We start from the raw sequence: 24,414 nt of genomic DNA, 5'->3' as shown, positions 1-24,414 counted from the left end.
GGTTCTAACTCTCGGCCTGCGCGAGCGGCGGAGCGGCCCGCCTGCGAAACAGGATCCGCTGATACAACCAGCCGATCGCGACCAGCACGATGCCAAGGCACATGAACGACAGCGCGCGGTAGACACCAGTGAGCGTCGACATGTCGATCAGGAACGCCTTCAGGATCGTCAGCCCGATCACCGCGGCAGACGCGAGCCGCGCCCGCTGCGAGTTGACCATGATGCCGACGCCGAGCAGCGCGACGCCGAACATCAGCCAGGCGATCGAATAGGTGTATTGCTCTGCGCCCGTGGTCTCGCCACGCGTCAGCACTGGTCCATGGTAGAGCCTGCGGATTTCGAACGTGACATAGGCGAGCGCAAGCACCAGCGCGCCGGCGGCGATCGTGTTGGCGTAGCCGGCAGGACGATGGCCCGCCACCGCATAGGACAGCAGCAGCGCCAGCACCGCCGGCAGCGCATAGCCGAGCAGCAGCAGGTTGATGAAGCTGCCGCCGACGTCCTGCCACCACAGCATCGGGTTCTCCAGCGCCAGCAGCCCGAACAGGCTGGCAAGCCCGGCGAACGCGGTCAGCAGGATCGCGCCGACATTGTGCACGATGCTGCCGCTGCGCGCAGGCGCAGCCGCTCCAGTCCGATCGCCATCGCAAGCGTCACGCCGACCTGCAGTGCGACCTCGGTCAGCCCGGCGCTGGCGTAATAGACATCGCCGCTATTGACCGCGTGGCGGATCTCCATGAAGGCGAGCAGCACCGTGAACAGGATCGCCGCGGATTCGACGATGCGCAGCGGGACGTCGTCGCCGTTGCGGCGCAGGAAATGGCTTGCCGCCCAGAATGACAACGCCGGCACGCCATAACCCCACAGCAGCCAGTTGAAGATCGGCGTGCTGCCGACGGCGTCGCCCGCGATCCGCGGTTCATAGCCGATGCGCAGCACGACGATGCCGGCCAGGATCGCGGCAAGCCAGCGCAGGAACGGAATCGGCCGCCGCACCGACAGCCACGCCGTGCCCATCGAGACCAGCGCGAGCGCGATGGTGAGCCAGCCCTTGTCGAGCGCGAAGGTCAGCGCCAGCGCCAGCGAGGCGAGGGCGCCGGTGGCGGGCAACGCAATCGAAGGCGACAGCTCCGGCCGCTCGCCGCGCCGGGTCAACGCCTCGGTCGCGGCTGCATAGGCCGCCGCCAGCATCACGGCTGATATCGCGAACGGGATCGAACGGTCGAGATGCGCGATGCGTGCGTAGAGCGCGACCAGCAGCGCGACCGGCGTGAACACGGCCGCGGCGGCCCAGGTCACCGTGATCTTCGTCGTGGCAAAACGCAGTTGCGCGAGGAAGCCGGCGATGCCGAAGGCGGCTGCGAAAATCGCCGCGGTGACGAGATGCAGCGAGACCGAGCCATCGGTCGCGGACGGGCCGATGCCGGGGATCGCGCCGCCCGGCAGCACCAGCATGTCGACGTTGCGGCGCACGGCCCATTCGCCGAACACGATGAAGACGAACACCGATGCCGCGCCGATCGCTCCGGCGGCGGCGGGCGCGCGCCAGGCGACAAAGAGGCTTGCGGCCGTCAGCAGCGCAAAGCCGATCATCGCGGTGTCGGCGTGGGCGCTGTTGAGCACGATCAGCATCGCGCCAAGCAGATAGGCGGCGAGCGAGCCCGAGGAGATCGGCTCGATCTCCTCGCCATCGCCGTCGGGACCGAACATGAAGCCGCAGACCACGAGCAGCGCCGCCAGCACGAAGCCTGCGATCACATGGAAGACGTGCGGCGCGATCATCTCGGGCCCGCACGCCAGGCATGGGAAGGTCCACAGCAGCGCGAAGGCGATCGTCGTGACCGCGAGCCAGCGCCACAGCCGGATGCGCGCGAGGCCGAACGCCGCCGCCGTGACGATGGCGAGGTAGATGTAGAGCGACCAGAAGTCGGGTTTGTCTGACGACACCAGGAGCGGCGTGACGAAGGCGCCGACGATGCCGAGCCCGGCCAGCGCGGGTCCGTGCAGCAGCGCGGCCGCCAGCGTGCCGAGCGCGACCATGCCGAGCAGGATGAAGGCGGTTGCCGGCGCGAGGAAGTCGTACAGCGCATAGGCGGCGTAGACGGTGGCGAATGCCACCGCGGTGCCGGCCGCGGTGAGGATCGCCGGGATGTTGGCGATCGGCAGCGCCGCGATATTGGAGATGCTTTCCTGGCGCCTGGTCCATTCACCGGCGCCGAGCAGCGCCAGCGCAAACAATCCGCCGAGCATCGTGCGAACGCCGGGGCCGAGCAACCCGGCCTCGATCGAATAGCGCACCATGAAGAAGCCGCCGAGCGCGAGCGTCAGGCCGCCGATCCAAACCACCCAGCGCGTGCCGAGCGTCTCCTCGAAGCCGGGCGCCGGCTGCGGCGGAGCTGGCGGCTCCGGCAGGGGCGGCGGTGCGGCGCCTGCAGCGTCCGCGGCTGGCTCGCTCTGCGCGGCCGGCTCGCCGGGAGCAGCCTCCGGGAGCGGTGGCGGCGCGGCGGAAGGCGCCGTCGGCAGCGGTTGCTCGAACTCCTGCAGCGGGGCCAGCGGCGGCGGCACGACCGTCCGCACGGCGCCGCCGCCCGCGGCCTCGATCGCATCCAGGCGTCGCTGCAGCAGGTCGATTCGGCCCAGCGCCTTGCGCGCGAAAATGATGGCGACGATGGCGAGGACCAGCGTCAGGAAGTCGAACGGCGAATCGAACATCGGGCCTCCGGCAGGACGCGCCGGACTTGGCCAGCCGGCGGCCCGTCGCAACCTAGTAGTGCAGTGAGGAGGACCGGAAGTTCAAGCGATCGGGCGTGACCGGCCGCGCTTAGTCCAGATCGATGTGGAAAGGCCGGCCTTCGACGCTCATGCTGCCGGGACCCATCGCGTCGAGTGCACGCAGCATACGGCCCTCGCGTCCCAGCGCCTTGTCGGCGAGGCTGACGATCAGCCGGTTGGGGGCCGCGATCGGCGAGGCCTCGCGGATCATCCGGGCGATGGACATTTCGTCGCGGTGCGGGTTGAGCGCGCAGACCGTGGCAAATGCGCTCGCGGTCGAGCGGCTGATGCCGGCGTAGCAATGCACCACCATCGGTGCTTGGCGATCCCAGCCGCGCACGAAGCTCAGCACCTTCTCGATATGCGTCTCGTTGGGCGCAACGAACCCGTCCATCTGTTCGATGATGTCGTCCATCGACACTTTCAGGTGGTTGGCCGGCAGCACGGAGGGTGGCCGCTGAACCTGGTCGACATTGGCCATCACGGTCAGCACATGGCTGGCGCCGGTGGCGCGAACCGTGTCGGAGAGTGCGGCAAGCGAGCAGACGTGAAGCATGATGGTCCTTCTATCGGGTGTACCGGATTATAACGGCTGCTCCCGAGTGGGCAAAGGCGGGGGTGCCATGCCGATTCTTCGTTTTGCGGCGCAACCGACGGCACGTGTGCCGCTCCTACGACGCGTGCAATGCCTTGAAGCGCTCGAGGAACTGCTTTTCGGCCCGCGCTGCGGTCCACGGCGTCAGATAGTCGCGTTCGGTCGCTTCCGGCAGTTCCGGATCGCGGCCGAACAGCCGCTTGGCCTCGGCTTGCGAAAATCCCGCCAGATGCGTCGCCTCCAGATACGCGGCGCCGCGATCGGCGGCCTTGATCTGCTGGGTGATCTCGTCCGCCAGCACGGCGGGCAGGCCGAAGCGGACATGGATCGCCGACAACAGCCGCTTCTCCACCACCTTGTATTCGCCGGCCAGCACCGCCTTGAACGGCGAGATCATGTCGCCGATGACATATTCGGGTGCGTCATGCAGCAGGGCGGCGAGACGATGGCTGATATCGACGCGCGGCATCTGCTGGCGCATCACCGCCTCGACCAGCAACGTATGCTGCGCCACCGAGAAGATGTGCGCGCCGCTGGTCTGGCCATTCCAGCGCGCGACCCGCGCCAGCCCATGCGCGATGTCGACGATCTCGATATCGAGCGGTGACGGATCGAGCAGGTCCAGCCGGCGCCCGGACAACATCCGCTGCCAGGCGCGGGTTGTCTCCGTCGATTTGCGCGCCGTCATTTCTTCTTGAGTCGCGGTGTGCGGAGCTTGCCGCCGCAGGCTTCGTGGCAGAAGCAGGTGACGAGGTGGTCGTTGACCATGCCGGTCGCCTGCATGAAGGCGTAGACGATGGTCGGGCCGACGAACTTGAAGCCGCGCGCGCCGAGCTCCTTGGAGACCTTGATCGAGACCGGCGTCGACGCCGGCACGCTGGCGGTGGTCTTGAATTGATTGACCTTCGGCTTGCCGTCGACGAAGTCCCAGAGGAATTTCGAGAAGCCGGGGCCCTTCTCCATGATCTCCAGATAGCCCTTCGCACTCGCCATCGCGCCTTCGATCTTGGCGCGGTTGCGGACGATGCCGGCATCGTTCATCAGCGCGTGCACCTTCTTGTCGGTGTAGCGCGCGATCTTCTCGGGCTGGAAATCGTCGAAGGCTTTGCGGAAGTTCTCGCGCTTGCGCAGGATCGTGATCCAGGAGAGGCCGGCCTGGAAGCCGTCGAGGATCAGCTTCTCATAGAGCGCGCGGTCGTCATATTCCGGCACGCCCCATTCATTGTCGTGATAGGCGACGTAGAACGCATCCTCGCCCGGCCAGGGGCATCGTGTCTTGCCGTCGGGATGCAGTTGCGCGGTACGGCTCATGCGACGGTCTGCTTGGATGTGATGCGGACGGCGTCAGGTTCGGCGAGGTGAAGCGACAGCCCGCCCGCGGTCAGCGCTAGCCCGGCGTCGAGCGCGTCGGCGACGCGGTCGATGCGGACCAGCGCGAGACCTTTCTCGCCGGCGGTTGAGCCGATGGTGCCGACCTGCTTGTCGCCGGCCAGGATCGTTGCGCCGGCTTCGGGGGCGGGGCCGTCGAGGACGATCTTCACCGTACGGGTGCGCGCCGTGCCGCGGTGCTGCATGCGCGACACCACCTCCTGGCCGACATAGCAGCCCTTGTCGAAATCGACGCCGTTGAGGCGGTCCATGTTGGTCTCGTGCGGGAAGGCGTCGCCATACATGAAGTCGAGCCCGCCGCGCGGCACGCCGGTGGCGATCCGATGCGCCTCGTAGGCGCTGGAGTCGACGAGATCGGCTCCGATCAGCTCAGCGAGCTTCTGCTTCAAATCTTCCGGGATCAGGATGCGCCAGCCAAGCGCCGCGTTGCGCGGATCGGCGAACGCAAGATCCGGTGTCGCCGACGGCTCGCCATCCCAGGCGGCAAGCACGCCGAGGCTGTCGGAAAGGTTCTCGACCACGACCTTGGCGCGCAGCTTGTAGAAGCCGAGCTTGTCGGCAAGGCCCTTGGCGAGCGCGCGCGGCGCGTCGATCAAAAAGCCGCCGCCATGGCCGGCAGGTATCTCGGTGATCAGGAAATCGACGATGATCTTGCCCTGCGGCGTCAGCAGCGCGCCAAACCGGGCCTGTCCCGCGCGCAACTCGGCGATGTCGGCGGTGATGAGGCCGTTGAGGAAGTTGCGGGCGTCCTCGCCAGAGACCTTGACCACGCCCCGATCTGGAAGAAACGCTGCTTTCATTCGCAAAATTGGCTCTTTTCCAAGTTCCTTGGGAAACGCGCAGGCCGCGATATCCCCTGCCAAGCTAAGGCGCTAGAGTGCGCCGAACAAGGCCCGCGCGACAGCCGAAAGCGGGCGTCGAGGACCGATGAATCAGCAATTTGACACCATTCTAAAATCCGGCACCGTGGTCAATCAGGACGGCGAGGGCGTGCGCGATATCGGTATCGCGGGCGGCCGCATCGCCGCGATCGGCTCGCTCGGTCAGGCTTCGGCCGGCGAGGTGATCGACTGCAAGGGCTTGCACATCCTGCCCGGCGTGATGGACACCCAGGTGCATTTCCGCGAGCCCGGGCTGACCCAGAAGGAAGACCTCGAGACCGGCTCGCGCAGCGCGGTGATGGGCGGGGTCACCGCCGTGTTCGAGATGCCGAACACCAATCCGCTGACGGTCACGGAAGAGGCGTTCACCGACAAGATCAAGCGCGGCCGCCATCGCATGCATTGCGATTTCGCGTTCTTCATCGGCGGCACCCGCGAGAACGTGCGGGATCTGCCGGAGCTCGAGCGCGCCCCGGGGCTGCGCCGGCGTCAAGGTGTTCATCGGCTCCTCCACCGGCGCGCTGCTGGTCGAGGACGACGAAAGCCTGCGGCGGATCTTTCAGGTGATCCGGCGCCGCGCCGCGTTCCACGCCGAGGACGAATACCGCCTCAACGAGCGCAAGCCGCTGCGGATCGAGGGCGATGCTCGCTCGCATCCGGTGTGGCGCGACGAGACCGCCGCGCTGATGGCGACCGAGCGCCTGGTCAATCTGGCGCGCGAGACCGGCAAGCGCATCCACGTGCTGCACATCTCGACCAAGGAAGAGATTCTGTACCTGCGCGACCACAAGGATGTCGCGTCCTGCGAGGCGACGCCGCACCACCTCACCATGGCCGCGCCGGAGTGCTACGAGCGGCTCGGCACACTGGCCCAGATGAACCCGCCGGTGCGCTCGGCCGATCATCGCGCCGGCATCTGGTACGGCATCGAGCAGGGCATCATCGACGTGCTTGGCTCGGATCACGCGCCGCATACGCTGGAGGAGAAGGCCAAGACCTATCCGGCCTCGCCGTCGGGCATGACCGGCGTGCAGACGCTGGTGCCGCTGATGCTCGATCACGTCAATGCCGGGCGGCTGTCGCTACAGCGGTTCGTCGATCTCACCAGCGCGGGGCCTGCGCGCCTGTTCAACATCGCCTGCAAGGGGCGCATCGCGGCGGGTTACGATGCCGACTTCACCATCGTCGACCTGAAGCGCAGCGAGATCATCACCAACAAGTGGATCGCCTCGCGCGCCGCCTGGACGCCCTATGACGGCGTGCGGGTGCAGGGCTGGCCGGTCGGCACCTTCGTGCGCGGCAGGCGGGTGATGTGGCAGGGCGAAGTCACGACACCGTCCACCGGCGAACCGGTCCGGTTCCTCGAGACGCTGAAGGCCTAGCGCATCAAATGCGCTAGATTCTTGTTTGACGCGTTTTCTTTACGCGAACCGGTGCCCACTTCGCTCGAAAACGCTTTGCCGGATTACTGCCTGGCCAATGCCAGCGAGAACTCGCCGTTGCGCACGCGCGCGGCGAGGCCCTCGGCGAATTTCGCCACCGCGTCCTCGCCATAGGTGCCGACGAGCTCGGCGAGCGCCGCGAACAGGCTCGCCTGCGCGAGGCAGTCGCCATCGACGCCGTCGTGACGCGCTTCAGCCCAGGCCTCGTTCAGGTAGCCCAGCGCTGCCTGTTTCTGCTCGTGGTCGGGCCGCGGGTCTTGATGATGGGGGAAGGACGCTGGATGGCGCATGAAACTCTGCAAAATGGATGCGCGCGGTCCGAGGAGCGAACCACTGCGACGTGCGAGATGTATCACGCATGCGGGTACCGCCTAGCCCACATCTTTCGAAAAGGTTAACGGCGGCCCCGGCATTTAAAGGGGAATTCCGGATATCCGGGCCGCGATCAGCCAAATGAGCTGTGGATATGGGCCAGCACCGCGCGCGGCGTGGCGCACAGATGGCTGGCGCCGGCCTCGGTCAGCTCCTCCGGCGTGCCGTAGCCATAGGTGACGCCGACCGCCCGGATGCCGTTTCGATTCGCCCCGATCACGTCGTGGCTGCGATCGCCGATCATCAGGGATTTGGCCGGATCGGCCCCGGTCTGCGCCAGCGCATAGCCGAGCAGGTCGACCTTGTTGACCCGGGTTCCGTCGAACTCCGAGCCGAACACGTGGTCGAAATAGCCGCCGAGGCCGAAATGCCCGACGATCCGCGTCGCGAACACATGCGGCTTCGAGGTTGCCACGAACATGCGGCCCGGCGCCCTGCGCAGCTCGGCCAGCACTTCCGCGATATCGGGATAGACCGCGTTCTCGAATAGCCCCACATCGCCGAATCTTTCGCGGTAGAGCTCGACCGCGCGGTCGGCGAGTTCCTCGCCGCCGAGCAGCATCGCAAAGCTCGCCCTGAGCGGCGGCCCGATGCACCAGGTCAGGTCATCCTGCGAGGGAACCGGCCGGCCGAGCTTTTCCAGCGCGTACTGGATGGAGCCGGTGATGCCGGGCTTCGGGTCGGTCAGGGTGCCGTCGAGGTCGAAGAAGATCGCCCGTTCAGTTGGCATAGCGGGCCGTCAGGTCGCGCGAGATTTTCGAGCCCTCCTCGATGTAGCGGCGGATCGCCACGGTGGCTGCGGGCGTGCAGGTCCGGTAGGTCTGCTGGAAGCCGTTATAGCCGCGGTTGAAGCCCGCGATCATGCGGGCGCGGCGGTCGCCGGAGGGGGTCTCGGCATCGATCAGCGCCTGCATCTCGTTGCGCCATTTGGCGCCCTCGTTGGAGCCGCAGATGCCGCGCAGATAGTGCAGGGCGCCGAGGATCTCGGCCAGCCGCTGCAAATCGCCGTCGAACGGCGCAGCCGCGTCCTGCGCCCGGGCGGGCGTCGCAAGGCATGCCGACATCAGGATCACAACGGCGAGAAAGGCTCTGATCATCAGGGGTTCCGGAATGGCGGTGGTATGCCCCCTCAATGCGCCCGAGGCAAGGCGGCAGGGCCCGCCAAAGCCGCCAAAACGGGCCTCAAACCAGCCGCCGGGCGGCCGCAATGACCTCATGCAGTCCGCCAGTGACCTTGAGGTCGCCGATCTCCTCCGGCGCCAGCCATTTGAAATCGTCGTGCTCGTCGTTCAGCACGGGCTCGCGGGATGCCCAGCGCGCGGCGAAGGTCATGATCAGATAGTGCCCGCCTCCGGGGCCGGTCGGCAGCACCTCGCGCCAGCCGGCAAGGCCGACGATCTCGACCTTGAGGCCGGTCTCCTCGTCGATCTCCCGGTACAGGGCGGTGTGCAGCGTTTCGCCAAACTCGACCCGGCCGCCGGGCAGCGAATAGAAGCCCTTGCCCGGCGAACGGGCGCGGCGCACCAGCAGCACCTTGCCGTCACGGAAAATCACGCCGGACACGGCGAGCTGCGGGCGGATCGGAGGTTCGGGAGAGGTCAAGGTGATTGGCAGCCGGTTGTGACGGCCATCATGCCCGATATCTCAGGCGCCCGCCATGATGCTGTCGACATCGGCCTCTGCGGCGCCGTTGATGACGCCGGCGGTCTGCATCACCAGCGGCTTGACCCAGACGATCGCCTGCTCGGCGAGCGCGACCCGGCTCTTGTCCTGCTGCAATTGCTGCATCGCCGCCCCAACCTCGGTCAGGATCTTCGTCATGCTGTCGGTGAGCTGGTCGAATTCGACCCGGATTGCGATATCCGCGGTCTCATAGGCCTCGATCGCGAGATCGCGCGCCTTGAAATTGGACGCGGTGAAATGCTCGGCATAGGACAAGGGCTGCCATTCGAGGAAATCGCTGGCGCATTCCGGCAGGTCCGGGACCATCTCCAGCAGCATGATGGCTTCGTTGAAGTGATTGAGGTAGTCGGTGGCAAGCCCGGTGCGGGGATTGATGTTGGCGGCGCGCAACAGCGCCGCCCGCGCCTCGTCGGGGTACGTCGGTCGCGGGGGAGAGCCCGCTATGGCGGCCGTTGAGGTCATTGATCGCAGTCTTTAACGGTCCAAGTTAAGGCAGAATAAACGGATACCACTCTGGACGGCAAATGTGCGGACGCTTTGTCATTACCTCGCCGCCGGCGGCCTTGCGCGAGATGTTCGGCTATATCGAGCAGCCGAATTTTCCGCCGCGGTATAATGTTGCGCCGACCCAGCCGATCCCGGTGGTGCTGCTGCAGAATGGCGGCCGGCATTTTCAGTTGATGCGCTGGGGCCTGATCCCGTCCTGGGTCAAGGACCCCAGGACCTTCTCGCTCCTGATCAACGCGCGCTCGGAGACGGTGCGCGAGAAGCCCGCCTTCAAGAACGCGATCAAGCGGCGCCGCGCGCTGATCCCGGCCGACGGCTACTACGAATGGCAGGATGCCGGCGGCCGCAAGCGGCCGTTCTTCATCCATCGCCGCGACGGCCACCCGCTCGCCTTCGCCGCGCTTGCCGAGACCTGGATGGGACCGAACGGCGAGGAGCAGGACACGGTCGCGATCGTCACCGCGCCGGCCAGTCCCGACCTCGCGCAGCTGCATCACCGCGTGCCGGTCGCGATCAGGCCCGAGCAATTCACGCGCTGGCTCGACTGCCTGCCGAACGATGTCGACGACGTGATGCCGATGCTGAAGGGCCCCGAGGTCGGCGAGTTCGCCTGGCACCAGGTGACAATGCGCGTCAACGCCGTCGCCAACGATGATGCGCAATTGCTGCTGCCGATGACGGCGGAGGAGATCGCCGCGGAGGACGCGCCGGCGCCGAAGAAGGCCGCGCCAAGAAAGGCGACTGTGCGGGAGGACGACGGGCAGGGGTCGTTGTTTTAGGGAATGTCTGCGCAGCTGGGGCCGGGATTGAAGCGCAGCTCTCTCCACGTCGTCGTCCCGGCGAAAGCCGGGACCCATAACCACAGGGCTGCATTGTTGAAGCGCGCTGTAGCTCCAGCTTCGCAAACCAATTGAGATTTGTGGTTATGGGTCCCGGCCTTCGCCGGGACGACACTGAATATGTTGCACGGGCAGTGGATCAAACTTCGACATTCTCGCAACATGATCTGCCCGAGCTTTGCATTTCGTTTCGCCGCTCTCTCCACTCGTCATTCCGGGGCTCGCGAAGCGAGAACCCGGAATCCATTTCGCTACACGCTGCGTGGCCTGAGGATTCCGGGCTCGCGCAAGTGGCACACCCTCAGATGCGCAATTGCGCATCGGGGAATGACGGAGAGAGTTGTCACCCCTTCACGTGTGCCACGCCCTCGATCTCGATCAGCATCTTCGGATTGGGCAGCGCCACCACCACGCAGGTGGTGCGCGCGGGGTAGGGCGCGGGGCCGAACGCGCCGGCATACAGCGCGTTCATCGTCGCGACGTCGCTGGCGCGCGTCAGCAGCACGTTGACCTTGACGAGATCGCGCATCGTCGCGCCCGCTTCATTCAGCACGCGCTTGAAATTGGTCACGACATTGGCGAACTGCGCCTCGAAGCCGTCGGGCAGCTCGCGATTGGCGTCGAAGCCGGGAATGCCGGAGATGAACAACAAATCGCCGACGCGGGCGCCGAACGAGAGTGGCGGCGCCTGGACGCCGGGCGGAGGAGGGAAGTGCTTGATAGCTGTCTTTTCAGTCATTGGGTCACCCGTCTGCGTGTGATGGAAGGGGAGAAGTTTCGATGGCGCGCGGCGCCGCTGCACGCCGGCGCCAAAGATTCTTGCCGAATAGATTCTGGCCGATCATGCCTGCGAGCATCGCGACGACGAAGACCACGATCGGCAGCGAGAGGCCGGCGAGATTGACCAATGCCGGCCCGGGGCAGATGCCGACGAGGCCCCAGCCGATGCCGAACAGCACCGCGCCCGCAACCAGCGGCGCATCGATGTCGTTACGGTCGGGCCAGAGGAAGCGCGACGAGAACGCCGGTGCGGCGCGCCGCCGCGCGATCGCAAAGCCTGTTGCTGCAACCGCAACCGCGCCCGCCATCACGAAGGCGAGCGTCGCGTCCCACGCGCCGAACAGATCGAGGAAGCCGAGCACCTTCTGCGGATCGGTCATGCCGGAGATCAGAAGCCCGGCGCCGAAGATCAGGCCGCAGACAAAGCTTGCGAGAGGTGCCATCGCTAGCCTCCGATCCCGTGCCTGACGATTGCGACCGTCGCGATCGCCGTCAGCATGAAGATGCACGTTGCCGCAATCGAACGGCCGGACAGCCGCGCAAAGCCGCAGACGCCGTGGCCCGAGGTGCAGCCATTGCCCATCCTTGTGCCGAATCCGACCAACGCGCCCGCGATCGCGACCACCACAAGGCTCGCATTCATCGCCGGCCGCGGCAGCGGCGCCCCGAACAGCGCCGCAATCAGGGGCGCTGCGATCAGTCCCGCGATGAACGCGATGCGCCAGGAACGATCGGCGCTACGGTCGGCGGTATCGGCCTGCAGCGCGCCGCCGACGATGCCGGTGACCCCGGCGATTCGCCCGGTCAGCAGCATCAAGAGCGCCGCGGCGAGCCCGATCAGCGCGCCGCCGGCAAGGCCGGAAAGTGGGGTGAAATCGTGCATCGATGCAGATCCCTGTTGCGCAAACTCCTCAGCGGTCCGGCAAAGCGGTGGGCGCGCATGCGCCAGTGGTCGCGCGGCTGCGGAGGCGATGATAGACTCCGCACCATCAGGAACAAGCGCAATCCCGCATGTTTCGCGGCATTTCAGTGGTGCCGCCGGTCGGTGGGTTGCCGCGATTCGCTCTCACTTCGTCCGGAGAATCCCCCATGAGATTGCCATCCGTCGCCCGCGCCGCGCTGCTCGCGCTGGCGCTGCTCACCGGAACGTCCGCCGCCCTGGCTGACGAGGGCGCGGTGACGCTCGTGATCTTCAAGGGCGGCTGGGTGTTCGGCGGCTCCGCCGGCAAGGGTGTCATGACGTTCCACGGCCAGACCTATGGGCTCACCGCCGGCGGGCTGGACTATGGCCTCGTGTTCGGCGGCTCGCAGACCACGTTGCAGGGGCGGGTGCGCAATATCCGCCGTCCCCAGGATATCAATGGCGTCTATGCCGCGGCGGGCATGGGCGTTGCGCTCGGCGCCGGCGTGCGCGGCATCCTCTTGACCAACCCGAACGGCGCGGTGCTCGAACTGAGCGGCAAGCAGGTCGGCCTGATGGCCAATGTCGACCTCAGCGGGCTTGCGATCACGTTGAAGGAATAAGGGGCGGTCTCGTAGCTACCTCGTAGGATGGGTAGAGCCAAGCGAAACCCATCGACTTCGGTACGCCGGGAGAGATGATGGGTTTCGCGGAGTTTATCATCGGGCCGCGCTTTGCGCGGACCCGTTGGCTCTACCCATCCTACGATTCGGTGATCCACTCGGCGAGCTCGCGCCACGGCTGTAAGGTCCAATGCCCGGACGCCGCGCCTGATGGCGACGGCAGCACGAACACCTCGGGAAAACCGCTCATGCGCGGCTGCCGGCCGGGCAGGAGCGCACTGGTCGGCCTGTTGTAAAACAGGCTCGCCGCCTTCCTGCTGGTGAAGGCGACGGTCCTCGGCCGATAGGTCTCGATCTTCGCCCGGAAGCCCACGACGTCGAACGACTGCCTGCTGATTTCGTGATCCATCCCGGCGCCGGTCTTGGAGAGATCGGTGAAGCCGATGCCGAGCGCGAGCAGCGCGGCGAACTCATCCGGCCGATAGCGCCGCGGCGTGATGCCGGCCTCATGCAGCGCGCGCCAGAACCGGTTGCCAGGATGCGCGTAATAATGCCCGACGGCGGCTGACCGCGTGCTGGCCGCGGTGCCGACGAACACCAGGCGCAGATTGGCGCGGAGCTGGTCGGGGAGGCGGTGGAGGTTGTGATCGGGCATCTCGGAAGGGTCAATAGAGCATTGATGAGACAGAGTTGCGTAGCAGCCGCGAAGGAGCTGCGCTCCCTCTCCCGCTTGCGGGGAAGGGCTGGGGTGGGGCCTCGCTCCGCGGGTCGCATCGTAGAGAGAGCCCCCACCCGGCGCTACGCGCCGACCTCAGAGCGAGCTTCGCTCGTCTCGAGGTGGAACGAGTTTGTCTCACCAGACCCGTTCAAGCAAACTTCATCGCGCGCTAGCGCACCGGCTCTTTGATCTCTTCTTCCGTCGTGACCGCTTGCGACGGTCCGGTCGCGCGCACCATCAGGAACGTGCCCGAGAACGCCGTGCCGCGGATGCTCCAGCGGCCGTCGATCTCGGTCGCGTCGGCGTTGACCGCGCCTTCATAGTGCACGGTGTCGTAGCCGTAGCCCGGCGGCTCGTAGCGTTTGACGAACGTAACGGCGCTGCCGGAGCGATGACCCGCGAGCGAGGCATTGTGCGTGCTGACCGGACAGCCCGGCATCACGCAGGGTTCGGTCACGCTGCCGCCGAGCGCGCCGCCAGCGTCGATCAGCGTCGCCAGGAACGTGACCATCCCGCTCGGCTGAACATAGCTGCCGTCCCAGACGCCGGTGAGATTGTCGGTCATGTCGCTTGCCCGGACTGCGCTTGGTGAATTGCAGTGATCGATGTGGTGCAGGCAGCGCCTCAACGCAAGTCGCGCCTGCGCTCGCGCGGTTGCCTGACCGGGTAAAACGGTCTGTAATCCAGCCCAACAGATCAAGATGAATTCGGGAGCGGACATGACGGGAGAGGCGAAAACCCATTACGAGGTGATCGTGGTCGGTGCCGGCGTCGCCGGCATCTACCAGATCAAGCGGCTGGCCGATCTCGGCATCGACGCCACGGTGCTCGAAGCCGCGCCCGATCTCGGCGGCACCTGGTACTGGAACCGCTATCCGGGCTGCCGCTTCGATTCCGAGAGCTACACCTACGGCTTCTCGTTCTCCCGCGAGCTGCTCGACGAGTGGCACTGGAAGGAGCGCTTCTCGGGCCAGCCGGAGAATTTGCGCTACCTCAACTACGTCGCCGACAAGTTCGACCTGCGCAAGCACATGCAGTTCAATTGCAAGGTCGAGACCATGCAGTTCGACGAGACGCGCGATCTCTGGCAATTGAGGATCAGTGACGGCCGCGAACTGACCTGCCGCTTCGTGGTGCTCGCGATCGGGCTGTTGTCGGCGCCGACCATGCCGCGCGTGCCTGGAATCGACGACTTCAAGGGCCGCTCGTTCCACACCTATTACTGGCCGCACGAGCCGATCGATCTCAAGGCTAAGAAAGTCGCGGTGATCGGCACCGGCGCGACCGGCATTCAATTGATCGGCGAGATCGCCGACAAGGTCGGCGAGCTCACGGTGTTCCAGCGCCGGCCGAACTGGAGCGCGCCGCTCAACAACTCCGCGATCTCCGCTGAGGAGATGGCCGACATCCGCGCCCGTTATGACGAGATTTTTGCAGCCTGCGCGCTGACGCCGGGCAGCTTCGTGCATGGCCCCGACAAGCGCGGCTTCTACGAGGTGAGCCGCGAGGACCGGCTCAAGCTGTGGGACAAGCTCTACGACGAGCCCGGCTTCGGCATCTGGCTCGCGAACTTCCGCGAGATTTTCATGGATGAAGCCGCCAATGCGGAGCTCTCGGAATATATCGCGGGCCGCATCCGCCGGCGCGTGAACGATCCTGATGTCGCCGAGAAGCTGATCCCGCGGGATCACGGCTTTGGCGTGCAGCGCCTGCCGCTGGAGACCCGATATTTCGAGGCGTACAATCGCGACAATGTGCAACTTGTCGACCTCAGCGATACGCCGCTGGTGCGCGTCACCGAGAAAGGCCTGCGCACCACGGCGCGCGACTACGATTTCGACATCATCGTCTACGCCACCGGCTTCGACGCCATCACCGGCGCCTACGACCTGATCGACATCCGCGGCATCGGCGGAGAGCGGCTGGCCGACAAATGGAAGCATGCGCCGTCGACCTTCCTCGGCATGCTCGTGCACGGCTTCCCGAACCTGTTGATGCCGACCGGCCCGCAAAGCGCCTCCGCCTCGACCAACTTCCCGCGCGGCATCGAGAACGGCGTCAACTGGTGCACGAATCTGCTGCAATACATGTGGGATCGCGGCCTGACCCGCGCCGACGCTACGCTGGAGGCGCAGCAGCGCTGGACCGCGCATGTCGTCAAGATGTACGAGATCATGTTGATGCGCAAAGCCAAGTCGTGGTTCACCGGCTACAACTCCAACGTCGCCGGCCACGAGGAGGGCACCGTCCGCTACTTCGTCTACAACGGCGGCACGCCGAAGTTCTTGGGGATCATCAACGGCGTCGCGGCGGAGGGGTATCGGGAGATTGAGTTTGGTGCGATCGCCGGTGGCGCCGTGCAGGAGGCGGCCACTGGCGCGTCGGCATAGCGTAGCCCGCATGAGCGCAGCGATATGCGGGTCAGATAGAAACCCCGGATATCGCTTCGCTCATCCGGGCTACTAGCTTTGTTTTCAGGCCATCGCCACCACTATCACATCGAGCAGCGAACATACGGCGTCTCCACGGGCACCGGTTCCTTGGAGCTGAGTATGATCTTGTTCTCGCCGGAGAGCTTTATGTCGAATGACACGTCCGAAACCGCGACGCCGTCCGAGCACGATGCAATCACGCGAACATTCTGCCCGTCATCATGCAGCGATTTGACGGTGCATTTTTGAAACGTGCCGGTGATTTGCTTGCCCTGGACGATCAGGCCACCCGCGTTGAAATCGGCATCTTTCCTGAACGCGAGCTTGTTGTTCTCCTTGGTGAAGACCTGGTTGCAAGCCGAGGCGTCGATCGTCCAGGCTCCGCTCAAATCCGCAGCCTGTGCCGAGGCCGCTTGCGCAACGAGAAGTATGAATAGCACCGCATTGAAGGTTCTCATGAAACTCTCCAATCAAATGGTCATTAGGCTATTGGACTCTCTGCGAGACGAACGTGGAATTGGCGCTCAATCGTCTATTTGAGGGCAAGGGTAATATCCCCGACGCAACCTTCATCGCTTTTGAGCGTCATAGCAAGCCATGAGATGGCCGATTTTTCGTTGATCCAGGTCAAGGGTTCTTCGGACCGGTCGGTGGCCCTGGGCCGGCTGCTGTCGTGACCGGCCCTCCACAAGCCGCACACACGCACTGGATCATAAGTGAACGGTCCAGACGCAAAAAGGCCGGGCTTTCACCCGGCCTTTCGTATTTCGATGGATGCGCGGGTCATCTCGCGCGAGGACGCGCTTCGCGCTGTTGCCCGGCACGACGAGCGGTGAGGGCGAGCCCTCACAACACCCGATTGCTCTCCTTCACCTTGTCCGCATCGAGATATACGCTAGATCCCATCTCCTTGAACTTGGCGCTCATCGTCGCCATGCCGTCCTCGATGGTGGCTGACACCGACATCCCGACGCCCGTCGGATCGTTGAGCGTCGCGGCGTAGTCGCGGACGTCCTGGGTGATCTTCATCGAGCAGAATTTCGGGCCGCACATCGAGCAGAAATGCGCGACCTTGTGGGCTTCCTTCGGCAGGGTCTCGTCGTGGAAGTTCTTCGCGGTGTCGGGATCGAGGCCGAGGTTGAACTGGTCCTCCCAGCGGAAGTCGAACCGGGCACGACTGAGCGCATCGTCGCGGAGCTGCGCGGCGGGGTGGCCCTTGGCCAGATCCGACGCGTGCGCCGCGATCTTGTAGGTGATGACGCCGACCTTGACGTCGTTGCGGTCGGGCAGGCCGAGATGCTCCTTCGGCGTGACGTAGCAGAGCATCGCGCAGCCGAACCAGCCGATCATCGCCGCGCCAATGCCCGAGGTGATGTGGTCGTAGCCCGGCGCGATGTCGGTCGTCAGCGGCCCGAGGGTGTAGAACGGCGCCTCGCCGCACTCCTTGAGCTGCTTGTCCATGTTGATCTTGATCTTGTGCATCGGCACGTGGCCGGGGCCCTCGATCATGACCTGGCAGCCCTTGTCCCACGCGATCTTCGTCAACTCGCCGAGCGTCTCCAGCTCCGCGAACTGCGCGCGGTCGTTGGCGTCCGCAATCGAACCCGGGCGCAGACCGTCGCCGAGCGAGAACGAGACGTCATACTTGCGCATCAGATCGCAGATCTCGTCGAAATGCGTGTACAGAAAACTCTCTTTGTGATGCGCGAGGCACCACTTCGCCATGATCGAGCCGCCGCGCGACACGATGCCGGTGACGCGGTTGGCGGTGAGGTGGATGTAAGGGAGGCGCACGCCGGCGTGGATCGTGAAATAGTCGACGCCCTGTTCGCACTGCTCGATCAGCGTGTCCTTGTAGAGCTCCCAGGTCAGCTTGACGGGATCGCCGTCGCACTTCTCCAGCGCCTGGTAGATCGGCACCGTGCCGATCGGCACCGGCGAGTTGCGCAAAATCCATTCGCGGGTGGTGTGGATGTTGCGCCCCGTCGAGAGGTCCATCACGGTGTCGGCGCCCCAGCGGATCGCCCACACCATCTTGTCGACCTCTTCCTCGACCGACGAGGTCACCGCCGAGTTGCCGATATTGGCGTTGATCTTGGTCAGGAAGTTGCGGCCGATGATCATCGGCTCGAGCTCGGCATGGTTGATGTTGGAGGGAATGATGGCGCGGCCGCGCGCGATCTCGCTGCGGACGAATTCCGGCGTGATGAAGGCCGGCACCGCAGCGCCGAAGCTTTCGCCGTCGGCAAGCGCGGCCTCGGCGCGCTCGAGCTGTTGCTTGCGGCCGAGATTCTCGCGCTCGGCGACGTAGATCATCTCCTTGGTGATGATGCCGGCGCGGGCGAACTCGAGCTGCGTGATCTTGTGGCCGTCGAGGCCGCGCAGCGGCGTGTGGTGCGCGGTGAACGCCTTGGCGGCATGGGAGGCGCCGACATTGCCGTTGTCCTCCGGCTTGATGGTGCGGCCCTCATATTCCTCGACGCCGCCGCGCTCCTTGACCCAGGCGAGGCGATTGCGCGGCAGGCCGGCGTTGACGTCGATCGTGACGTTCGGATCGGTGTAGGGCCCCGAGGTGTCGTAGACCGGCAGGTTCGGCTCGCCGGCGCCTTCCGACAGCATGATCTCGCGCAGCGGCACGCGCAGATCGGGCGCGGCCTCCGGCGCCGCAAAGATCTTGCGCGAGGCGGGCAGCGCGCCGGTGGTGACGGCGGGACGGGTGGTGTCGGGATTGGAGCGGATGTTCATGAGGGATCCTCCGTTTTAATTCGTGTGCGAAATGTTGACCTCGTCATCCTGAGGAGCGCGAAGCGCGTCTCGAAGGATGAACGAGCCGGGCCGTCGACCCTTCGAGACGCGCGTGCCGCGCTCCTCAGGGTGACGGAATGGGCAGGGTATTGTGTGCATCACGCGGCCTCCGCGCTGAGGCCGAGCCATTGTCTGACCCGCGCGTCGGGGTCGGGGTTCTGGGTGACGTCACTGACGACGGCGATCGAGTCCGCGCCGGCGGCGAAGATCTCGGCCGCGTGCTCGAACTTGATGCCGCCGATCGCGACAAGGGGGATCGCGCCGATCCGCTTCTTCCACTCGGTGATCTTCGGAATGCCCTGCGGCTCGAACCGCATTGATTTGAGCGTGGTGAAGAAGATCGGGCCGAGCGCGACATAGTCGGGCTTGGCGGCGAGCGCGGTGGCGAGCTCGGCGTCGTCATGGGTGGAGATGCCGAGCGTCAATTTCGCTTTGCGGATCTCGGCGAGGTCGGCCTCAGCGAGGTCTTCCTGACCGAGATGCAGATGCTCGGCGCCGGCGACGATCGCCGCGCGCCAATAGTCGTTGACGACGAGCTTTGTCGGCGTGCCCTTGGTCACTGCCAGCGCATCGCTGACGATCTGCAGCGCCCCGGCATCGTCGAGCTCCTTGGCGCGCAGCTGGATGGTGCCGACGCCGAGGTTTGTCAGTCGCTCGACCCATTTGATGCTGTCGACGACGGGATAGAAGGGGTCAGGATACGGCATGCCAGAACGGGGTCCCAACGACAGGGGTGGAGGGGGAGGCGAAGTCGCGGGCTTCCATCAGCCCGGCCTCATAGGCGGTGCGGCCGGCCTCGACGCCGAGGCGGAAAGCATCGGCCATCGCAACGGGATCGGCAGCTTTGGCGACCGCGGTGTTGAGCAGAACGGCGTCATAGCCGAGCTCGAGCGCCTCGGCGGCATGCGATGGCGCCCCCAAGCCGGCGTCGACCACCAGCGTGATGTCGGGCAGGCGGTCGCGCAGCAGCTTCAGCGCGTCGCGGTTGGTGATGCCCTTGGCGCTGCCGATCGGTGCTGCCCACGGCATCACCACCTTGCAGCCGGCGTCGACCAGCCGAGAGGCGACCGAGAAATCCTCGGTGCAGTAGGGGAACACCTCAAAGCCGTCCTTGATCAGGATGCCGGCCGCCTCGACCAGGCCGACCACGTCGGGCTGCAGCGTGTCGTTGTCGGCGATCACCTCGAGCTTGATCCACGGCGTGCCGAACAATTCGCGCGCGAGCTTGGCGGTGGTCACCGCCTCCTTCACGCTGCGGCAGCCCGCGGTGTTCGGCAGCACGGTGACGCCGAGCTCGCGGATCAGCGACCAGAACGCATCGCCGGTCTTGCCGCCCGCCGCTTCGCGCCGCAGCGACACCGTAACGATGCTGGCGCCGGAGGCGCGGATCGCGTTCTGCATGATCGCAGGCGAGGGATACAGCGCCGTGCCGATCAGCAGGCGGGATGGGAAGGATTTGCCGTAGAAGGTGACCATGGTGTCAGTGTCTCTCCGCTCTCAGCCCCGCACTCAACTCGTCGTCCCGGCGAAGGCCGGGACCCATACGCCGCGGCCCTTCAGTGAGGCACGCGGGGCGACGTTCTTTCCGGCAATTGCTGGTCGTGGTTATGGGTCCCGGCTCCGTGCGCAAGCGCGCACTCGGCCGGGACGACGTGGGGAGGGAGTGTGCGAAATAACTCACATCACCCTCCCTGCCGCGGCGTGATGATCTCGATCTCGTCGCCAGCTTTCAGCGCGGTGTCGGCCCAGCGGCTCTTCGGCACCACGTCGTAGTTCAGCGCGATCGCGAAATGCGTGCCCTCGTAGTCGAGCTCGGCCAGCAGCGCGTCGACGCTGGCCGCACTGATCTCCCGCTGCTCGCCGTTGACGATCACGCGCATTGCATCACCTCATTGTCGATTTCGCCGCGCGCGAGATAGGCGAGCGTCAGCTCGGCCAGCGCCGGCGCCAGCAGGAAGCCGTGACGGTAGAGTCCGTTCACCGTGATGCGTTCCTGCTCGATCCTGATTTTCGGCAGATTGTCGGGGAATGCTGGGCGCAGGCCGGCGCCGAATTCGACGATGCGCGCCTCGGCGAACGCCGGATGCACGACATAGGCGGCACCGAGCAGCTCCAGCGCCGAGCGCACGCTGACGCCGTTGTCCTCGGCCTCGAGCGAGGTCGCGCCCAGCATGAAACGGCCGTCGCTGCGCGGGATCACGTAAAGCGGCCAGCGCGGATGGATCAGCCGCACCGGGCGCGCCAATTCGACCTCGGAGGTCTCGATGATGATCATCTCGCCCTTGACGCCGCGCAAGCTCGGCTCGCGGTCGCGTGCGGCGAGCCCGCGGCAGTCGATCACGAGGCCGTCGAGACCTTGAGCCAGATCCTGGGCCTCGGTGTCGCTGCCGAACTTGATGGCGCCGCCGGCCTTGGCGATCGCGGCATGCAGCCGCGGCAGCACACGGCGCGGCTCGACATGGCCCTCGTCGGGATAGAACAGGGCGTCACGGAAACGGCCCTCGAGCGACGGCTCGATCGCGCGAACGCCCTCGGCGTCGAGCCGGCGATGGCCTGACGTGAGGCGGGCAAAGCGCTCGAAATCGGCTCGGTCGCGCGGATGCGCCACCACCAGCGAGCCGTTGAACGGGGTTTCCGGGACGTGCTGCCGCCACAGCGCGAGCGAGCGGATGCCGAGCCGGGAGATCACGGGCTCGGAGGCCTCCGCCTCGCACCACGGCGCGAGCATCCCGCCGGCCCAGTGGCTTGTGGATTCCGTCATCGCGGCGTCACTGCGCTCATGCAGGGTGACGGCACGTCCGGCCTCTGCGAGCAAGAGCGCATGCCAGGCGCCGGCTATGCCTGCGCCGATGATGGAGACGGGGGAATCCCCCCGCGGTCTTGACGTCTGATACATCCCTGTCCCTTCGCCGGCATGACCCGGATCAGGTTCAAAGGGTCACCGCGGTCCCGGACTATTGCCTACTGGCTAGTCCAAGCTTGCGGTATCTCAGCTCCTCCTTCGGAGCACCCCTCGGAACGCCCCTAATGTAGGCGGATAGGCTTGTGTGTCAACTTGTATGCCAGACGCGGGCGCGCTGCGGTGCCGCACCTCTTCACACCAGGTTGCTAGCGGAACGATTACGTGATTTGCGGTGTGAACGGTGCGCGTCCCGGACGGCAGGACCCATCAGCGCGATCCGGACGCGATCGGCGCTATTTTTCGGCCTGTTCCGGCTTCGGCTCGGCGGTATCGGCCGTCATTTGCTCCGACTTGGCGAGCTCCTTCGGCGGTGCACCCGCGCCGCCATGCTTCGCTTCCTTCAGGCGATCGCCGCGCTGGCGCTTTGCGACGTAGTAATACCCGCCCGCGAAATAACGCACGGCTCGATCGTGATTGCCATTGGCGGCGCGATAGGCGCCGGCGAGGTACTTGATGCCGTATTTGAGGTTGGTCTGGGGATCGCGCAGACCCTCGGCGGTACCGGTGTAGCCAAGGCCTCGTGCAGTGCCGAGCTTGATCTGCATCAGCCCGATGGTGCCGCCGCGTCCGATCAGCTGCGGATGGTACTTGCTCTCGCGCACGATGACGCGATGCACCAGCTCTTTCGGCACGAGGTTCGCCTGGGCCTCGGCCGCCACCATCGCCTCATATTGCGCGCGCGATTGCGCCTGCGCGCTCGCGCAGGACGCCAGCACCGCGATTGCGGCAAGGCAGCCAAGGGCTTGTGCGGTCTTCATGTCGGTCGCTCGGGGCTTTCAGATGCGCGTCGGTTCTGCGGTCTCATTGGTACGGCGAGCGGGCAGGAATGTGGCAGAACCTTCGCATCAGCGAACGCTATGCGTCCGTGATTGTCCGGATGCCGGTGGGCCGGCCGACGATTGCGCGAATGATGCTTCAAATTGTTCGCTTCAACCGTCTCAGCCAAAAATTGTCTTGGCCTGCAATTTCCTTGTAATTTTTCTGACTAATTTTGCCGCACGCTATCCACAGCAGTTTGTCGTGCAAACGAATCAATGAAGGTCTAGACTTCATCCACGACAGGGTGCGCGATCGTTCAGTCAGCAGCTCTGTCCAAGCACGCAAGAAACAACATTCGGGAGATGCGCCATGGTCCGTCAGGACACCGGCTATTTGCCTCGCGAAAATCCCTGCGCGCAATGCGGCAAGCCGATCGCCCGCCCTGACTGGGTGGAGCACAGCGAAGGCCGTACGTCATTCCTGTGGAATTGCCGCGCATGCAATTACCGCTTCGAGGCCATCGCGATCTACGAGGAAGCGGAGCTAATTACGCCGCTCGCCGCCTGACGTCTCATCACATCGGCTTGCGCTGATCAGGCCGCGGATTTCTGCCGCGGCTGCAATTGCTGTTGCCGCGCCGGCAATTCGATCCGGACCACGAGCCCGTGCGGCTTGCGATCGTGCAGCGACAGCGTGCCGGCATGCGCGAGCACGATGGCGTTGGCGATCGACAGACCAAGGCCGAAGCCTTCGGCCTCATCCATGTTGCGCGCCTGGTCGCCGCGCACGAACGGCTCCAGCACGCTCGCCTTGTGCGCATCCGAGATGCCGGGCCCATCATCCTCGATGTCGACGACGAGGCGGTCGGGCTTGACGTCGAGGCGGACGGCCACTTCGCCGCCGAACCGCACGGCATTCTCCACCAGATTGGTGATGCAGCGATGCAGGTCGGCCGGCCGCGCGGTCGCCATCGCGTGCTGCGGGCCCGCGTAGCTGACCTTGTGTCCCATGTCGGCGAACTGATCGGTGACGAGGTGCAGCGTGCTCGCGATGTCGACCAGCGTCATCTCTTCGAGCTTGCGGTCGTTGCGCAGGAACGACAGCACCGATTCCAGCATCGAGCGCATCTGGTCGAGGTCGCGCAGCATGCGGTGGCGGTGGGTCTCGTCCTCGATGAATTCGGCGCGCAGCCGCATCCGCGTGATCGGCGTGCGCAGATCATGGCTGATCGCGGCCAGCATCTTGGTGCGATCGTCGATCAATGCGGTGATGCGCTCGCGCATCCGGTTCAGCGCCCGGGCCAGCGAACGGATCTCCTCCGGACCGCGCTCGGGCAGCGGCGCGGCGGCGCCGTTCAGGCTGAAGGTCTCGGCGGCCTTGACGAAGGACGACAGCGGCGCGGTCAGCGCCCATGCTGCCCACAGGCCGAGCAGGGTGACGCTGATGACGGCGAACAGCACCGTCATCATCCACGGTCCACCCCAGAACGGCCGCATGTGCTGATCCGGCGTCAGGTTGGCGGCGAACATGGCGCCGTCGGGCAGGCGGATCGCGACGCGGCGAATTTCGCCGTCATGCGGCGTGCCGCCGGCCTCGCGCGGCAGCAGGAAGATGCGATAGCCGGCGCCGAGCCGGCGCAGCGCGTGCAGGCTCGGCGCGTCGGTTTCGGTGAGCGCGCCGGCATCGGCCGGCAGGTCGCCGATCGCAAGTTGCGGGAAGGCGCGGGCGACGTCGGCCACGAGCCGCGGCCGCTCCGATGCCGGGGCATGCCCGAGCAGCTGCGCGGCGGCGGCGAGCTGGGTATGCCAGCGATCCGAAGGCTCCAGCCGATCAGGGCGATGGATCAGGAAGGTGGCGGTGATGATCAAATGCAGCGCGACGATCGAAACGACGACCAGCGCCGCCATCTGGGCGCCGATCCCCCGCAGACTCAGCACGCGCAGCAGCTTCATGG

Annotated in this window: 26 protein-coding genes, 2 pseudogenes and 1 riboswitch; of the genes and pseudogenes, 5 read left to right on the top strand and 23 right to left on the bottom strand. The window is 65.8% G+C overall.

The window, feature by feature from the left end; all coding sequences use genetic code 11:
• Positions 1 to 4: 4 nt before the first annotated feature.
• The 5 genes and pseudogenes from ACVWYP_RS35340 to ygfZ all read right to left on the bottom strand — a co-directional run bounded on the left by ACVWYP_RS35340 (position 5) and on the right by ygfZ (position 5,556).
• A pseudogene (locus ACVWYP_RS35340) lies at positions 5 to 2,712 on the bottom strand (DUF2339 domain-containing protein).
• Between the two features lie 109 nt (positions 2,713 to 2,821).
• The gene (locus tag ACVWYP_RS35335) at positions 2,822 to 3,328 is read right to left on the bottom strand and encodes a tyrosine phosphatase family protein (RefSeq protein ID WP_018273050.1); all 507 of its coding nucleotides are present in this window, start codon (positions 3,326 to 3,328) and stop codon (positions 2,822 to 2,824) included.
• Positions 3,329 to 3,443: 115 nt separating this feature from the next.
• A complete protein-coding gene (locus ACVWYP_RS35330; RefSeq protein ID WP_304496499.1) occupies positions 3,444 to 4,055 on the bottom strand; it encodes an HD family hydrolase in 612 nt (203 codons plus the stop codon).
• Positions 4,052 to 4,678 carry a DNA-3-methyladenine glycosylase I gene (locus ACVWYP_RS35325; protein ID WP_304496498.1) on the bottom strand — a complete coding sequence of 209 codons (627 nt, stop codon included), beginning with the start codon at positions 4,676 to 4,678 and terminating at the stop codon, positions 4,052 to 4,054. Before ACVWYP_RS35325 ends, ACVWYP_RS35330 begins: the two co-directional genes overlap by 4 nt.
• Positions 4,675 to 5,556, bottom strand: a complete 882-nt coding sequence (ygfZ, locus tag ACVWYP_RS35320; RefSeq protein WP_304496497.1) for a CAF17-like 4Fe-4S cluster assembly/insertion protein YgfZ — start codon at positions 5,554 to 5,556, stop codon at positions 4,675 to 4,677. Before ygfZ ends, ACVWYP_RS35325 begins: the two co-directional genes overlap by 4 nt.
• Positions 5,557 to 5,683: 127 nt before the next feature.
• On the opposite strand from ygfZ, the pseudogene ACVWYP_RS35315 reads away from it, so the two are divergent.
• A pseudogene (locus tag ACVWYP_RS35315) lies at positions 5,684 to 7,019 on the top strand (dihydroorotase).
• A gap of 83 nt (positions 7,020 to 7,102) precedes the next feature.
• Here the strand turns inward: ACVWYP_RS35315 and ACVWYP_RS35310 are convergent.
• The 5 genes from ACVWYP_RS35310 to ACVWYP_RS35290 all read right to left on the bottom strand — a co-directional run bounded on the left by ACVWYP_RS35310 (position 7,103) and on the right by ACVWYP_RS35290 (position 9,596).
• Positions 7,103 to 7,369 carry a hypothetical protein gene (locus ACVWYP_RS35310; protein WP_028332620.1) on the bottom strand — a complete coding sequence of 89 codons (267 nt, stop codon included), beginning with the start codon at positions 7,367 to 7,369 and terminating at the stop codon, positions 7,103 to 7,105.
• Between the two features lie 155 nt (positions 7,370 to 7,524).
• A complete protein-coding gene (locus ACVWYP_RS35305; RefSeq protein ID WP_304496495.1) occupies positions 7,525 to 8,181 on the bottom strand; it encodes an HAD family hydrolase in 657 nt (218 codons plus the stop codon).
• The gene (locus ACVWYP_RS35300) at positions 8,171 to 8,548 is read right to left on the bottom strand and encodes a TIGR02301 family protein (RefSeq protein ID WP_028343726.1); all 378 of its coding nucleotides are present in this window, start codon (positions 8,546 to 8,548) and stop codon (positions 8,171 to 8,173) included. Before ACVWYP_RS35300 ends, ACVWYP_RS35305 begins: the two co-directional genes overlap by 11 nt.
• 85 nt (positions 8,549 to 8,633) lie before the next feature.
• On the bottom strand, positions 8,634 to 9,053 hold the full coding sequence (locus tag ACVWYP_RS35295) for an NUDIX hydrolase (protein ID WP_028343727.1): 420 nt from the start codon (positions 9,051 to 9,053) through the stop codon (positions 8,634 to 8,636).
• Positions 9,054 to 9,095: 42 nt separating this feature from the next.
• Entirely contained in the window at positions 9,096 to 9,596 is a 501-nt protein-coding gene (locus tag ACVWYP_RS35290) for a hypothetical protein (protein WP_304496494.1), read from the bottom strand.
• A gap of 62 nt (positions 9,597 to 9,658) precedes the next feature.
• Between ACVWYP_RS35290 and ACVWYP_RS35285 the strand changes: the two genes are divergently transcribed.
• The gene (locus ACVWYP_RS35285; RefSeq protein WP_304496493.1) at positions 9,659 to 10,420 is read left to right on the top strand and encodes an SOS response-associated peptidase; all 762 of its coding nucleotides are present in this window, start codon (positions 9,659 to 9,661) and stop codon (positions 10,418 to 10,420) included.
• Between the two features lie 403 nt (positions 10,421 to 10,823).
• On the opposite strand, the gene ACVWYP_RS35280 is transcribed toward ACVWYP_RS35285, so the two are convergent.
• From ACVWYP_RS35280 to ACVWYP_RS35270, 3 genes are read right to left on the bottom strand one after another with little or no spacing between them, the layout of a single operon-like run.
• A complete protein-coding gene (locus ACVWYP_RS35280; protein WP_028343730.1) occupies positions 10,824 to 11,219 on the bottom strand; it encodes a RidA family protein in 396 nt (131 codons plus the stop codon).
• A gap of 4 nt (positions 11,220 to 11,223) precedes the next feature.
• Positions 11,224 to 11,703 (bottom strand): DUF6691 family protein, encoded by a 480-nt coding sequence (locus ACVWYP_RS35275; RefSeq protein WP_304496492.1) that lies wholly within the window; start codon positions 11,701 to 11,703, stop codon positions 11,224 to 11,226.
• Positions 11,704 to 11,705: 2 nt separating this feature from the next.
• Positions 11,706 to 12,143, bottom strand: a complete 438-nt coding sequence (locus ACVWYP_RS35270) for a YeeE/YedE family protein (RefSeq protein WP_304496491.1) — start codon at positions 12,141 to 12,143, stop codon at positions 11,706 to 11,708.
• 206 nt (positions 12,144 to 12,349) lie between these two features.
• Between ACVWYP_RS35270 and ACVWYP_RS35265 the strand changes: the two genes are divergently transcribed.
• Positions 12,350 to 12,784, top strand: coding sequence for a lipid-binding SYLF domain-containing protein (locus ACVWYP_RS35265; RefSeq protein WP_028343733.1), 435 nt, complete (start codon positions 12,350 to 12,352; stop codon positions 12,782 to 12,784).
• 139 nt (positions 12,785 to 12,923) lie between these two features.
• Here ACVWYP_RS35265 and ACVWYP_RS35260 read toward each other — a convergent pair whose 3' ends face one another.
• Together ACVWYP_RS35260 and ACVWYP_RS35255 are read right to left on the bottom strand one after the other, a co-directional pair.
• Positions 12,924 to 13,439, bottom strand: coding sequence for a mismatch-specific DNA-glycosylase (locus ACVWYP_RS35260; RefSeq protein ID WP_304496490.1), 516 nt, complete (start codon positions 13,437 to 13,439; stop codon positions 12,924 to 12,926).
• A 232-nt stretch (positions 13,440 to 13,671) separates the two neighbouring features.
• The gene (locus tag ACVWYP_RS35255) at positions 13,672 to 14,067 is read right to left on the bottom strand and encodes a hypothetical protein (RefSeq protein WP_304496489.1); all 396 of its coding nucleotides are present in this window, start codon (positions 14,065 to 14,067) and stop codon (positions 13,672 to 13,674) included.
• Between the two features lie 154 nt (positions 14,068 to 14,221).
• On the opposite strand from ACVWYP_RS35255, the gene ACVWYP_RS35250 reads away from it, so the two are divergent.
• Positions 14,222 to 15,892 carry a flavin-containing monooxygenase gene (locus ACVWYP_RS35250; protein ID WP_304496488.1) on the top strand — a complete coding sequence of 557 codons (1,671 nt, stop codon included), beginning with the start codon at positions 14,222 to 14,224 and terminating at the stop codon, positions 15,890 to 15,892.
• A gap of 104 nt (positions 15,893 to 15,996) precedes the next feature.
• Here the strand turns inward: ACVWYP_RS35250 and ACVWYP_RS35245 are convergent, their stop codons facing one another.
• The 7 genes from ACVWYP_RS35245 to ACVWYP_RS35215 all read right to left on the bottom strand — a co-directional run bounded on the left by ACVWYP_RS35245 (position 15,997) and on the right by ACVWYP_RS35215 (position 22,459).
• Entirely contained in the window at positions 15,997 to 16,404 is a 408-nt protein-coding gene (locus tag ACVWYP_RS35245) for a hypothetical protein (RefSeq protein WP_304496487.1), read from the bottom strand.
• A 376-nt stretch (positions 16,405 to 16,780) separates the two neighbouring features.
• Positions 16,781 to 18,679, bottom strand: a complete 1,899-nt coding sequence (gene thiC / locus ACVWYP_RS35240; RefSeq protein ID WP_304496486.1) for a phosphomethylpyrimidine synthase ThiC — start codon at positions 18,677 to 18,679, stop codon at positions 16,781 to 16,783.
• A 158-nt stretch (positions 18,680 to 18,837) separates the two neighbouring features.
• Complete coding sequence (locus tag ACVWYP_RS35235; RefSeq protein WP_304496485.1) at positions 18,838 to 19,446, bottom strand: thiamine phosphate synthase; 609 nt, start codon at positions 19,444 to 19,446, stop codon at positions 18,838 to 18,840.
• Positions 19,433 to 20,215, bottom strand: a complete 783-nt coding sequence (locus tag ACVWYP_RS35230; protein ID WP_304496484.1) for a thiazole synthase — start codon at positions 20,213 to 20,215, stop codon at positions 19,433 to 19,435. The genes ACVWYP_RS35235 and ACVWYP_RS35230 overlap by 14 nt, the downstream gene beginning before the upstream one ends.
• 206 nt (positions 20,216 to 20,421) lie before the next feature.
• On the bottom strand, positions 20,422 to 20,619 hold the full coding sequence (gene thiS / locus ACVWYP_RS35225; RefSeq protein ID WP_304496483.1) for a sulfur carrier protein ThiS: 198 nt from the start codon (positions 20,617 to 20,619) through the stop codon (positions 20,422 to 20,424).
• Positions 20,610 to 21,635, bottom strand: coding sequence for an FAD-dependent oxidoreductase (locus tag ACVWYP_RS35220; RefSeq protein ID WP_304496482.1), 1,026 nt, complete (start codon positions 21,633 to 21,635; stop codon positions 20,610 to 20,612). The genes thiS and ACVWYP_RS35220 overlap by 10 nt, the downstream gene beginning before the upstream one ends.
• Positions 21,623 to 21,763: riboswitch (TPP riboswitch) on the bottom strand. (Overlaps the previous gene by 13 nt.)
• Before the next feature lie 171 nt (positions 21,764 to 21,934).
• Positions 21,935 to 22,459: a lytic transglycosylase domain-containing protein gene (locus ACVWYP_RS35215; RefSeq protein WP_304496481.1), complete on the bottom strand. Its 525-nt coding sequence runs from the start codon at positions 22,457 to 22,459 to the stop codon at positions 21,935 to 21,937.
• Between the two features lie 370 nt (positions 22,460 to 22,829).
• On the opposite strand from ACVWYP_RS35215, the gene ACVWYP_RS35210 reads away from it, so the two are divergent.
• Entirely contained in the window at positions 22,830 to 23,027 is a 198-nt protein-coding gene (locus ACVWYP_RS35210) for a hypothetical protein (protein WP_016840916.1), read from the top strand.
• A 26-nt stretch (positions 23,028 to 23,053) separates the two neighbouring features.
• Here the strand turns inward: ACVWYP_RS35210 and ACVWYP_RS35205 are convergent, their stop codons facing one another.
• Positions 23,054 to 24,412: an ATP-binding protein gene (locus tag ACVWYP_RS35205; RefSeq protein ID WP_304496480.1), complete on the bottom strand. Its 1,359-nt coding sequence runs from the start codon at positions 24,410 to 24,412 to the stop codon at positions 23,054 to 23,056.
• Positions 24,413 to 24,414: the final 2 nt, after the last annotated feature.

The organism is Bradyrhizobium sp. USDA 3262, from assembly GCF_054060035.1.
Note: the sequence above shows the minus strand (reverse complement) of the source record. Positions and strands in the feature narration are given on the sequence as shown.